Here is a 12,713-nt window from a genome sequence, read left to right on the forward strand (position 1 = left end):
TCACCTATGGTTTTTTCAGCTCACTGTGCGCAGGCGTGAAGGGACGATTGCTGGCTGCTGATCCAGGATCTGGTAGAGGTCTTTTATGTTGGCAGGCCTCGGCACCAGGTGGATGTGTTCACCGATTGCATGCTCCTGGGCCAGGTCCAGTACGTAGCGCAGTGACGAAAAGTCTTCGAGGGCAAAACCCACCGAATCGAACACAGTGACCTGAGCGTCGTTCTCGCGGCCCTTGATTTCGCCCTGAACAATCCGGAAAAATTCGACGACGGGAAAGTCGGCTTCCAATTGCTGGATGTCACCTTCAATCCGGGTCTGAGGTTCAAATTCAACGATGACCCGGGCGTTACGCAAGATCTCGGCGTGCAGCTCGGTTTTCCCCGGACAGTCCCCCCCTACGGCATTGATATGCATGCCGGGCTCGATCATCTCGGGCGTCAGAATCGTTGCGTAGGCTTTATCTGCAGTGACTGTGGTGACGATGTCTGCGCCCTTGACCGCTTCTTGCGCCGAGCCGGCCAGGATCACTTCAAGATCCGGGAACGCGGCCAGGTTGCGCTTCAACTTAAGCGAGGCGTCGCGATCGATATCGAATATGCGCAGTTCCTTGATCGATAGCATTTCATGGAAGGCGAGGGCCTGAAATTCGCTCTGGGCGCCATTGCCGATGATGGCCATGATGCGTGCATCCGGACGCGCCAAGGACTTCGCCACCAAGGCGGAGGTCGCCGCCGTGCGCACAGCGGTGGTCAGCGTCAGTTCACTGAGCAGGGTTGGATAGCCACTGTGGACATCGGCCAGGACGCCGAAGGCCATGACCGTCAGCAAGTTGCTTTGACCGTTGTCCGGATGACCATTGACGTATTTGAACGAGTACCGCTGGCCATCGTCGGTCGGCATCAACTCGATCACACCCTTGGCCGAATGATTGGCGGTGCGCGGCGACTTATCAAACTGCGCCCAACGTGAATAATCAGCTTCGATGTAATCTGCCATTTCGCGGATTGCGCGACGGATGCCCACCGTGGCGAACAGGCGTGCGACATGATCGACGTCTATGAAAAGAGTCATGTTTTTATTCTCCGGTTCATTAGTAAAAACGTTGCGGGGCAGGGGACGGCTCAGCTGCGTTTGCTCTCGAAACCATGCAGCACATTGACCGTATTGATTCCGATTTCATCGACCATATAGCCGCCTTCCATCACGAACAGAGTGGGGCAGCCCACACCCGCTATCAGCTCGCCGATGCCGATGAAATCTTCGCTTTCCAGCAGGAAGTGGCTGATGGGGTCGTCCTTGAACGTGTCGACGCCGAGTGAAATAACCAGCACTTCAGGGGCGAATTGCTGGAGTTTCCTGCAGGCGTGGAGCAGGGCGCCGCGATAGCTTTCCCAAGTGGTGTTTTTCGGCAACGGGTAGTTGAGGTTGTAACCTTCGCCATGGCCGGCGCCGACTTCGTGACTGAAGCCTGAGTAGTACGGATAAGACACCGCAGGTTCGCCGTGCAGCGACACGAACATGACGTCACTGCGTTCGTAGAAGATGTTCTGGGTGCCGTTGCCATGATGGAAGTCGACGTCCAGTACCGCGACACGTTTCGCGCCTTGAGTGATGGCCTGTTGTGCGGCAATGGCAGCGTTATTGAGATAGCAATAGCCGCCCATGTACTCACGCGCTGCGTGATGGCCGGGCGGACGGCACAGGGCGAAGGCACTGTCGTGGCCTTCATCGATCAGCGCCAGGCCGGTGAGGGCGATGTCTGCGCTGGTCTTTACGGCTTGCCATGTGGTCGCGGTAATCGGAGAACCGGCATCCATGGCGAAGAAACCGAGCTTTCCGTCGATGAAGGTCGGGACTTGATCGTTGGACAAATCGCGCACTGGCCATACCAGCGGCAAGGCGTCGTGGGTACGCCCGGTCGCACACCATTCTGACCATGCGCTTTCAAGAAAGCTGACGTAACGCTCGCTGTGCGCATTGACGTAACACGACCGGTCAAATGCCCGTGGTTCGACGATCTGGCCAAGGCCTACCTGCTTGACTCGATCATGTACGGTATCGGCCCGGCTGGGCTGTTCGAACGACGGTTTGAGCACGCCGTCCTTCAATTCGGTGCCGTGGTGCAAGCGATGGGAATCACTGAAAACTGTAAACATTCTGCGCATCCGTTAATTTGAACCAGTGCAAATATTCTCTTCCGGTCTGGATGCGCTTTCTTTGCTTTATTTTCGTGGTCTGCTAGATTTTTCGGGCGTTTTTACTCAGGAATTGCGAAATGCAGAAAAAATCATCCAAACGCATCAACCTTGACGAGACTGACTTGGCGATACTCACATTGCTGCAAGAGGATGCGAGCATTTCCAACGCCGAGCTCAGTGAACGCCTGTCGTTAAGCCTCACGCCTTGCTGGCGCCGGCGTAAGAGAATGGAGGAAGCGGGCGTGATCAAGGGCTATCAGGCCAACCTTGATCGACGCATGCTGGGGTTGGATATCATGGCGTTCGTGCACATCCGTTTTTCCACTCACGCCGATCACGCTCCCGACGCCTTCGAGGCGGTGATTGCGCAATTGCCTGAAGTGTTGTCCTGTCACAAGATCACCGGGGATGCCGATTACGTGCTGCAAGTGCTGGCAGAAGATCTTGATAGCTACAGTGACTTTATCGAGCAGGTGCTCAGGCGCCAGGTGGGTATTGCATCCATTCAGTCGAGCCTGGCGTTGCGCGAGGTCAAGACCAGTAGCCGGATTGCGATACCCAAATCTTGCAAGGAGTGAATGGAGTTAACGATCTCGCTCTCTATTAAGCACGCGGCTTTAAGCCGTTTGCATCAAAGGATGCTCAGCATAGACGGGGAGGAGGGTAACTCCGACGAGGCACAACAATGGTCGTTGAGAGTGGCTTTTGCCTTTGCGCCAAGCATTTTCAATAGCGCTCCGCGAATGCTTCGAGGTGCTTCCTAGTCACCAGATCCAGATCGCGCGAGTTCCTGCAGAACATCCATTGCTTTCTGCGCATCATCTTTACCTACAAAAATGTGGTCGTGGTAGTAAGCCGCGATGACATTACAGCTGATGCCTGCATTGCCCAGAGCGGTTGCAAAGGCAGCCGTCAAGCCAACGGCATCCAGCGCCGAGTGGATGGTCAAGGTAATCCAGGCGGCGACATATTCGAATTCAAGACCAAGCTCCAGAGCTGCGGATTGCTCGAGGATTACCGTTAGGCCTTCCTTCTCCCGAAAGCTCCCCAGCACTTCCTGCCCCTCAAGGATGTTGTTGTTTTTGATAGTGCAGAAGACATAGTTACCCTCATTCAGCGAAGGGCTCATGCCATGGAGTAGCTTTGCTATTGATTTTTCACCCGACATTTCATAAATCTCTATTGATTGTTGACGTCCCCAGTCTCCGCGATTTTACCGATAAGCAAAGTTAATTTTTATGATGCAGGATTAGCAGATCTAATGTTGCAGGTATTGAGCACATGGCAAACGAATGGGGGCTAGCGATCTGCTAACTTCGCAATGATCAGGCGAAATTTTCGAAGCTTGTGCCGATTCGGGCAACCAAGTTGTCGGCTTAACGGCCGCTTGGAGCCATATGGCGTAACCGTCCAGTAAAGCCAGGATCGATTCGAGGTGGCAGGCCATATTGAGGTCACGGCTTTTGGCGTAGCTATAGAAAGCCTGGATCGCTCCGCGCGGAACCTTAGCTTGAGTTGAACGTAGATGAAAGGGACAAGCATGGGCAACGGCACCGCATCTCCGGTCTGCACGAGCATGACAAGATGAGTAACGGCACTGAATCAGCTTCATCGACAGCCGCCTCATTCAATGTCTCACCATGAACATGATCCGTTGAAAGAGAAGGCTTCAGAAGCAGGTATGTCGAATCAGGGACTTAGGCGCCTCATGAACATATCTCACATAACACATCATTTAACATAATATACATTACACGTAACAACATATTTCAGATTCTGCCTGGTTACCCTGTGCAGCCATTCTCAAACGACTGCCACGATGCCTAGCTTCTTCAGGCGCGACGCCAGCGTTGTGGGCTTGGTTGTGAGGATTGGCGAAGTCAGTGACTCAATCCTGTAAATGACATCGCACACACTGCTGCTCATCCCCCAGCAATACCTGAGGCTTCTCGCAGCCAACGGTGCATAGATTGCACCGTTCGCGGAAGAAGCAGCCGCTCGGTAGTCGGCGGTTCCCTGGTAATTCGGTAGGCGCCGCGACTTGCTCGTCGTGCAGTGGCACGCCCAGTCGTGGTACCGCCTCGAGCAACAAACGGGTATAGGGGTGACGTGGCTGATCGAGTACTTGAGCCGCGCTGCCCAGTTCAACGATTTGCCCCAAGTACATCACCGCTACCCGGTTAGCCATATGACGCACCACTGATACGTTGTGGGAAATCAGGATGTAAGTCAGATTGCGGGCACTTTGCAGCTCGGCCAGCAGGTTGAGAATCTGCGCCTGAACCGAGATGTCCAGTGCCGACGTGGGCTCGTCCAGGACAATGATATCCGGGTCTGACGAAAGGGCTCGGGCGATGGCAATGCGCTGACGCTGCCCCCCGGAAAACTGGTGCGCGAAGCGGTCCAGGTACTCCGGACGGATGCCGACTTGGGCCGCGACCCTGGCGGCCACATCGCGCATCTGCGCGTGGCTGACATGGCCTCGGGCGTATAACGGCTCGGTGATGATTTTCCAGATAGGCAGGCGCGGATCAAGGGACGACTGTGGATCCTGGAAAACAATCTGAACGTTGCTGCGGCCTTCACCGCTGCGATTGGCCCAGTTCATCTCCCCGCTGCTGGGCGGCACCAGGCCCATCAACAGTTGGGCCAAGGTGCTCTTGCCGCAACCTGACTCGCCGACAATACCCAGGGTCTCGCCTGCCCGCACCTGAAGATCAATACCGTTCAACGCGTGGGCATATCCTCGCGGTCGCCCCAACCAGTCATTGCTCACGGGGAAACGAACGTGAACATCGTCAAGTTGAAGAATCGTGGACGCCATCTGGGTGATGGGTTGAAGGACGGCACTGTTCATCACGAAAGCTCCTTGACCGGTAACCAGCACGCGCTTTTACGTTGGTCATTACCGTTGATGGTGTTGAGATTCGGGCGCTTGCTACACACCGGCATGGCGTACGTACACCGCTCCTGAAAAGTACAGCCCACGGGCAAAGAGGCCAGGTTCGGCACTTGACCGGGAATGGTCAGCAGCGGCTGGCCCGGCTCGACCATTTCCGGCAGACCACTGAGCAGACCTTGCGTATAGGGATGTTGCGGATTGCCCATGACATCCGCCGTGCGGCCCTCCTCGACCACTGCCCCTGTGTACATGACGTAGACCCGGTCGCAGAACTGCGAAACCAACGCCATGTCATGGGTGATGAGCAAGATGGCCGTGCCCCGCTGCCTGGCTTTTTCTCGCAACAGCAACAACACCTGGCGTTGCACGGTCACGTCGAGGGCCGTTGTCGGCTCGTCGGCGATCAGCAATTGGGGCTCGCAGGAGAACGCCAGCGCGATCATCACCCGCTGGCGCATGCCGCCAGACAGTTCGAAAGGATAGCTCTCCAATACCTGTTCCGGACTGGCTATGTGCATGTCGCGCAATAGTGCGATCGCCTTGAGACGGGCCTGGGCGGCGCTGATTTTCTGGTGATGAATGATCACATCAAGCATTTGCCTGCCGATGCGCCGGGTCGGGTTCAAGGCGGTCATCGGTTCCTGGAAAATCATCGCGGCGTCGCGCCCGCGAATCGTCAGTAACTCTTTTTCAGGCGCTGCCAGCATGTCGCGACCGAGCATGCTCAGGCTGCCGGCGGTGATGCGATAGCTGCGCTCGGGCAACAATCGCATGCTGAGCATGGCCGTGACCGACTTGCCCGATCCGGACTCGCCGACGACGCCGACGATTTCCCCGGGATTGACGTGCAGCGACACGCCGTTCAGGGCTTTGACGTTGTTTTTGTAAGCCGGGAATTCCAGGCTCAGGTTGTCGATGGACAATACTGGACTCGACGTCTGCATGGTCACTTCCCCTGTTGCCGTGGATCGAGCAGATCGCGTACGCCATCGCCCAGCAAGTTGAACCCGGTGGCCGTGATCAGAATCGCCAGGCCGGGAAAGGTCGAGTACCACCAGTTATCGAGGATGTAGTTGCGCCCGGTGGCGACCATCGCGCCCCACTCGGCCGTAGGCTGCTGCGCTCCCAGGCCGATAAAGCCCAAGGCCGAGGCCATGAGGATCGCGCTGCCGATATCCAGGCTCAACTGCACCAGCAATGGCGGCATTGCGTTGCGCGCCACGTGCCAGTGCACCAGGTGCCAGCGCCCTGCCCCGAAGGTTTGGGCGGCCTTGACATAACCCATCTCGCGGATGCTCAAGGCTTGGCCGCGGGCTAGCCGGACATAGGAAGGAATTCGTACCAGCGTAATCGCCAGCATCGCGTTGAACAGGCTCGCGCCCAATGCAGCCGCCAAGGCCATGATCAGCACCAGCGATGGCACCGACAGCATGATGTCCATCAGGCGCATGATCAATGCGTCGAAACGACCACCGATGACCCCGGAAAAGCACCCCAGCAACCCGCCGATAAAACAGGATGCAAAAGCCACGAACAGACCGACACCCACCGACTGCTGACTACCGAACAGCACGCGGCTGAACAGGTCGCGACCGACTTCGTCGGTGCCGAACCAATGGCTGCTGGATGGCGGCGCCAGGCGTTCGGCCAAGTTCAGCGCGTTGGGATCGTGACTGGCCAGCCAAGGGGCGAAGATCATGCACAGCAAGACGATACAGGTGATCGCCAGGCCCGCCATGGTCAGCGGACTGCGGCGGATGCGGTAGGTCAGATAGGCGAATTTTTCGTTCCAGCGCGGGCGGCGCGTAGCCATCAGGGTAGCGGACATTTCAACTTACCTCGCCGATGCGTGGGTCGATCACGCGGTACACAATATCGATGGCCATGTTCAGGAGCACATAGATGAACGAAACCAGAATGGCGAAGCCCATCACCGCCGGGAAGTCCAGCGACTGGATCGACTTGACCACATAGGCGCCCATGCCGGGCCAGGCGAAGACCGTTTCGGTCAGCACCGCGCCATACAGCAAATCTCCGAGGGTCAATCCCAAGACTGTCACCGAAGGGATGAGCGCGTTAGGCAGTGCATGGCGCAGGATCACAGTCCAACGGGACAGGCCGTAGGCGCGGGCGGTGCGGATATAGTCTTCGCCGAGTTGATCAAGCATGGCTGAACGAATCTGCCGTGCGACGACACCCAGGGTCACGAACCCCAGGGTCGCCGCCGGCAGAATCAGATGCTCGACGGCATCGAGAAACAGCGCGCCCTCACCGGCGAGCAGCGAGTCGAGCAGATAAAAACCGCTGATTGTCGGCGGCGGAGCAAGCCCTTCGGACAGCCGCCCTCCTCCCGGCAACCAACCCAGATGACCGTAGAACAGAACGATTGCGCCCAGGCCGAGCCAAAAGGCCGGTGTTGAAATCCCGGTGACTGCAAGCGTGCGGGCGATCTGGTCAATCGCCCGATTGTGGTAAACCGCTGATAGCACGCCAAGCGGCACGCCGGCCAGGATCGCAAGCACCAGCGCTACCAGCGCCAACTCCAGTGTTGCCGGGAAGAACGTCTGCAAGTCTTCCAGCACGGGACGGCTGGTGCGTATCGAGGTTCCCAGGTCTCCCTGCACCAGGTCCATCAGGTAACGACCGTATTGTTGATACAGCGGCAGATCCAATCCCAGTTGATGACGTATGCCTGCCACCAACGCATCACTGGCACGGTCGCCAGCGATCAATCGGGCAGGATCCCCGGGGATCAGGTGCGAAATTGCAAAGGTAATCAGCGAAACGCCGAACACGACCAGCAACAGGCCGAGCAGGCGCTTGCGCAACAAAGTCAGGAAGGCCATTTTGGCACCTCAGTAGCACCCACGACGAAAATCAGAAACCGCGCCAGCCACGAATGGCCAGCGCGAGGGAGCCGGTTTACTTGCTCATACTGCCCAAGTTGAACACCTGTTCGAGCATGGGGTTGAACACGTAACCCTTGACCGAATCACGCATCGGCAAGGTGTAGCTCTTCTGGTAGAGGTAGGCGTAGACGCTGTCCTTGAGCACCATTTTTTGCGCGGTCTGGTACAGCTCGACGCGCTTCGCGGTGTCGCTATTAGCGGCCGCCTCTCGAATCAACTTGTCGACTTGCGGGTTGCTATAGAACGAGCGGTTGCCCTGCAGGCCCTGCATCTTGGAGTCGAACCAGAAGTTCATGAACATGTACGGGTCGGCAAAGTCCGGGCTCCAGGCACCAACGGCGATGTCGTAGTCGGCCTGGCCGACGCGCTCACGCAGCGTGGCGTTGGCGAGCTTTTCCAGCTTGAGGTTGATGCCCAGTGGCGCCAATGCCGCTTGCAGGGTCAGGCCGATCGGTTCCCAGTTAGGATCCTTGTCCGAATACATGTAGCTGAGGTTGGTGATTTTCTGCGACGTTTTGGCCAGGCTCTCCTTGGCGGCGGCCATGTCCTGCTTCATTGGCGGCAGCGAGCTGTCATACGCCCACATGCCGTCCGGGATTGGCCCGTTCAGGAGCTTGGCCTTGTCCCTGAGAATGCCTTTGACGATGCCGTTGTAGTCCACCGCTTCGGTGATCGCACGACGAGCATCGACGCTGGTCAGTGGGCCCTTTTTGTTGTTCAGGTAGAGATAGGTGACCCGTAGCGACGGGAACTCCTTCACCACCACGCCGGGCTTGCTGGCAAGAACGCCGAGCTGGTCTTCGGGCATGTCTTCGATGATGTCCAGGTCACCCCGCTCCAATTGCAGGCGACGCACGGAGGGCTCACCGATGATCTTGATGACCACGGTTTTCAGCGCAGGCTTGGGGCCGGCGAAGTAGGTGTTCGGCTCCATGGTCAACGACTGGCCTTTTTGCCAGTTGCTCAAGCGGAAGGGACCGGAGCCTGCGGTGTGGCTCGACAGCCAGGCATTGACGTCCGCGCTTTTATTGACCACAGCGGGGTTGATGATCGATGCACCGTTGTGGGCCAGGGTAAACAGGAACGGCGAGAAAGGCGTCTTCAGGGTGAACCGGATGGTCTGCGGGTCGACAACCGTGACCACCATGTCCTCCGGGAATGCACCGGAAGGTCCCTGCTTGAGAGTCATCAAGCGATCAAAGGAGAACTTCACCGCGGCGGCATCTACAGGGGCACCGTCGTCAAATTTGTTGCCAGGTTTGATTTTGAATTCCCAGACCAGATTGTCCGGAGAAACGGTCCAACTCTCGGCCAGGTCACCCTGAACTTCGGTGCTGCTTTTGTCGCCTTCGACCTTGTAGCCGACCAGGCGCTGGTACGACGGATAGGTAATGGTCCAGTCGTTGTTATCGAAGGTCACGGCCGGGTCGAGGGTCTGGGGATCAGCGGGTTTGCCGATGACCAGGGTGTCTTGTGGTACAGCCGCTGTCGCAGCCTGCCAGGCACCGAGGCTCAATGCACTGCACAAAATGCTCAGCAATAGCTTGCCGGCGCCGGGAAAGGGTTTGCTGGTCACGGTGTTCATTGGGTTCATGCCGGTTTCCTTGATCATTCGATAGAGGGAAGTACGTCAGGTTTTTTATAAAAGCTATAACCGGGCAGTTGCAGGTGAAACGTAAGTAACGCTGTCTTGTTATTGTTATCAGCCGCACTGAGCGTGGGCTGCGCGGTGCTATCTGTTGGTAGATCCGTGGTTTAAACGTCTTCCAGCAAGGGGTAATCGTCGGCATCCGGAAGTTCGTAATGCCACCACTCGGTGGCAATCGCCTGGAAGCCGGCGGCGAGCATGATTCCCACCAGCAGCAGTCGATTGCGCTGCACGTCTACTGGCAAGTCGGGATAGAACTGGTGGGATTTCTCTTCCATTGCGTCGAATTCAGTCCCCATATTCAGCGGCTCGCCATCAGTACCGACCAGCGTCAGGTCCACCGCCACGCCACGGCTGTGATGGGAGCCCAAATGTGGGTCACGCACGTAGTCGTTGTTTGGCAGCGCGTCCCACAACAGGTACTGGGCATAAGGCGGCCGATAGGCGTCATAGATGCGAAGGGTAAACCCGGCCTGACGCGCGAGCTGACTGGCTTTGTACAGACAGTCGGCAGCCTGGCGATGTAACAGGCAGCGCGCATTTGGATAAATCACTCTTCCTGCCAGGTTATCTGCACCGGCGTAGATCAAATCGATTTGCACCTGGTAGCGCTGGGCATCGATCTCTACAAGGGGGCTGTTGTTCACGCCAATACTCCAGTTGGGATTCAGTGGGACGATGAAGATCAGCCTTCGAACTGACCGAAAGCTTTTTGCAATTGACGGTTCTTGGCCAAGCGCTCATCGAGTCGATCCCCGTATTTCTCAGCGACGGCCGACACGATGAGATTCAACAGGCAGGCCAATGGCGCAGGTGAATCCCAGAACTGCCCGACATCGGTTTTCAGTTGCAAGAGGTCAAGTGGGTAGTCTCTGGCCCAGGGGCATTGCAGGTCGGTGATCAGGGCCAATGGGAGGTTGTTGTCTATGGCCGCGTCGCAGAAAGTCTGAGTCACGCTGGAATAAGCACGGAAATCCGCAATGATTGCGTAGGGATTGGCAAAGCCGGAATTCAGGGTTTCAGCGTAAATGCCGGACAGACCATCGACGTAGTAGACCTTGGGCCGGATGTACTCAAGGTGGCTATGGAACGCTGTGAGAATCCCTCGAGTGGACTGAATGCCGAGAATGAACACTGCATCGGCTTCGTAGATGCGTTGCACGATATCGGCGAAGGCGTCGCTGCGCGCCAGACCGTAGACATACCGAATGGCCTCGATCTCGCGACTCAGGGAACGATCAAGAGCATCTTGCTGATTGCTTTCGGCACGAAAGGCGCCGATGCGATCGGTGATAAGCCACGACGCCGGCGTTTCAACGCGCAGGCTCTGTTTGACTTCATCGATGTTCTGGTAGCCAAGGGATCGAAAAAAGCGCCCTACGGAAATCCCCGTGGTGGAGGTCTGCTGCGCGATGCTATCGGCCGACTCGAATGGAAGCTGTTCTGGGTTACCCAACAGATAACTGGCGATCCGCTTGCCCGTCGGGGTCAGGTTGGAGAACTCTCGCTCCAGCAACTGCAGGAAGCTGTTCTTTTCCATGGATTTTCAGAGCTCCCGAACGCGAAATGTTATTGCACTGTCATTATTTTTTACCGTGTTACAACAATAACATTCGATTTCGAAGCAATACAATGACTATTTTCAGCAGACGTCCTGCAGTGATTGGGCGGGAGCACAACGCGCTTGAGTTTGAAGGGAAACGAATCCCTTCTCCCCTCTTTTCATGAAAAAACGGGTTCTTTTCGAGCGCGTGCTCCTGCGGCAATCATCAGGACAATAGCCGGGACAATCACCACGCTGGCCGATAGCATCGCCCCCTTGAAGCCAGCCACATTCAGCGTTTCTCCACCGATAATCACACCCAGCCCGATCGCGCTATTCAGCACGGCTGTATGGACCGCAGTGGCCGGTACCGTGTGATCGCCGGCAATTCGCAAGACCCAGGTCTGCAGGCCGGTAAACAAGGCGGAAATCGCGACGCCCCAGACCACCAACAACATAACCACCGGCGCAATGCCCAATAATGGGCCGTAGACACCCAAGGTCACCAGGGCCAATGCCATCGCGACCAACGCCACCAGAATGAAGACCATCAAGTAGCGATCGATAAAGAAAGCGCTGAGCAAGTTGCCCAGAAAACCTGCGGCTCCGAAAGCAAACAGCAAGGTGGCAATCAAGTACGGCGTGATACCAGGTACCTGGCCAATAAACGGCTCGACGAAGGTATAGGCGCCAAAATGCGCAGCCGCTGTCAATCCGGTGATGACGTACGTGATCAACAGATCCTTGCGCCGCAGCACCGCCGCAAACCCGCCCCCCTTGGCCAGGGAATGAATCTGCATGGAAGGAAGCACCAGTGCTATCGCACCGGCGCTGACGACACACATCAAGGCCAGGCATACGAACGCCGTACGCCAACCATCGTATTGCCCCACCAGATTGATCAGCGGAACGCCCATGACAGTGGCGATCGTGATACCGCCCAAGACAATCGAGGTGGCCAACCCCATGCGTTGCGACGGCACGATATGCGCGGCAGTGGCTGCCGCGATTGCCCAGAACACACCATGGGCCAATGCGCCGACGGCGCGCGCACCGAGCAGCGTCGAAAATTCAGGGGATAACGCCGCCAGCCCGTTTGATACGGCCAGTATTAACATCAATGCGATCAGCAATGTCCTGCGGGGGATCCAGCGGTTCAACCCGTTGGATAACAAGCCGCTGGCAGCCCCGATCCAGGCATATAACGTTACCGTTAGCCCGACGGTAGACGGGGTTTGATTCAGGTCTGTCGATATCTGCGATAACAAACCAATGGGCGCGAACTCGGAAGTGACCATCGTGAATGAGGCCATGCACAGCACACTGACTGCACACCATATCCGCAAGACTGAGTTACCCATCGATAATGTCCATCCCTGTTCATCTGCCGAGTCATCGTAAACCCGCCCACCGCCCTGCCCTGCGCGTTCTTGACTCGCTTCAGGTCCAGTAGATGGTGCATCGAATACTCGACGAAACATCGGCACAGCATCGGGTAATGACACTGAACTTC

The 12,713-nt window shown here is 57.0% G+C and carries 12 protein-coding genes; 1 reads left to right on the forward strand and 11 read right to left on the reverse strand.

Features of this window, described 5'->3' with window-relative positions:
- Positions 1-15: 15 nt before the first annotated feature.
- Positions 16-1,071: an ornithine cyclodeaminase gene (locus tag KI235_RS15695; protein ID WP_003201935.1), complete on the reverse strand. Its 1,056-nt coding sequence runs from the start codon at positions 1,069-1,071 to the stop codon at positions 16-18.
- Positions 1,072-1,121: 50 nt separating this feature from the next.
- Positions 1,122-2,156 (reverse strand): histone deacetylase family protein, encoded by a 1,035-nt coding sequence (locus tag KI235_RS15700; protein WP_212795148.1) that lies wholly within the window; start codon positions 2,154-2,156, stop codon positions 1,122-1,124.
- 119 nt (positions 2,157-2,275) lie between these two features.
- On the opposite strand from KI235_RS15700, the gene KI235_RS15705 reads away from it, so the two are divergent.
- Positions 2,276-2,776, forward strand: a complete 501-nt coding sequence (locus KI235_RS15705; RefSeq protein WP_003201941.1) for an Lrp/AsnC family transcriptional regulator — start codon at positions 2,276-2,278, stop codon at positions 2,774-2,776.
- Positions 2,777-2,958: 182 nt separating this feature from the next.
- On the opposite strand, the gene KI235_RS15710 is transcribed toward KI235_RS15705, so the two are convergent.
- The 9 genes from KI235_RS15710 to KI235_RS15750 all read right to left on the reverse strand — a co-directional run bounded on the left by KI235_RS15710 (position 2,959) and on the right by KI235_RS15750 (position 12,705).
- Positions 2,959-3,366, reverse strand: coding sequence for an ACT domain-containing protein (locus KI235_RS15710; protein WP_003201943.1), 408 nt, complete (start codon positions 3,364-3,366; stop codon positions 2,959-2,961).
- Between the two features lie 720 nt (positions 3,367-4,086).
- Positions 4,087-5,055, reverse strand: coding sequence for an oligopeptide/dipeptide ABC transporter ATP-binding protein (locus tag KI235_RS15715; protein WP_027913084.1), 969 nt, complete (start codon positions 5,053-5,055; stop codon positions 4,087-4,089).
- The gene (locus KI235_RS15720; RefSeq protein WP_027913085.1) at positions 5,055-6,044 is read right to left on the reverse strand and encodes an ABC transporter ATP-binding protein; all 990 of its coding nucleotides are present in this window, start codon (positions 6,042-6,044) and stop codon (positions 5,055-5,057) included. Before KI235_RS15720 ends, KI235_RS15715 begins: the two co-directional genes overlap by 1 nt.
- Before the next feature lie 2 nt (positions 6,045-6,046).
- Positions 6,047-6,928, reverse strand: coding sequence for a D,D-dipeptide ABC transporter permease (gene ddpC, locus KI235_RS15725; protein WP_013693388.1), 882 nt, complete (start codon positions 6,926-6,928; stop codon positions 6,047-6,049).
- 1 nt (position 6,929) lies between these two features.
- Entirely contained in the window at positions 6,930-7,946 is a 1,017-nt protein-coding gene (locus tag KI235_RS15730) for an ABC transporter permease (RefSeq protein WP_003201952.1), read from the reverse strand.
- A gap of 76 nt (positions 7,947-8,022) precedes the next feature.
- Positions 8,023-9,603 (reverse strand): ABC transporter substrate-binding protein, encoded by a 1,581-nt coding sequence (locus tag KI235_RS15735; RefSeq protein ID WP_027913087.1) that lies wholly within the window; start codon positions 9,601-9,603, stop codon positions 8,023-8,025.
- Positions 9,604-9,764: 161 nt separating this feature from the next.
- A complete protein-coding gene (gene ddpX, locus KI235_RS15740; protein ID WP_013693389.1) occupies positions 9,765-10,304 on the reverse strand; it encodes a D-alanyl-D-alanine dipeptidase in 540 nt (179 codons plus the stop codon).
- A 38-nt stretch (positions 10,305-10,342) separates the two neighbouring features.
- Complete coding sequence (locus tag KI235_RS15745; RefSeq protein WP_003201957.1) at positions 10,343-11,197, reverse strand: MurR/RpiR family transcriptional regulator; 855 nt, start codon at positions 11,195-11,197, stop codon at positions 10,343-10,345.
- A 182-nt stretch (positions 11,198-11,379) separates the two neighbouring features.
- On the reverse strand, positions 11,380-12,705 hold the full coding sequence (locus tag KI235_RS15750) for an MFS transporter (RefSeq protein WP_235038314.1): 1,326 nt from the start codon (positions 12,703-12,705) through the stop codon (positions 11,380-11,382).
- Positions 12,706-12,713 lie beyond the last annotated feature (8 nt).

The sequence above is a fragment of the Pseudomonas sp. St386 genome, assembly GCF_018325865.1.
GTDB classification, from domain to species: Bacteria; Pseudomonadota; Gammaproteobacteria; order Pseudomonadales; family Pseudomonadaceae; genus Aquipseudomonas; species Aquipseudomonas brassicacearum.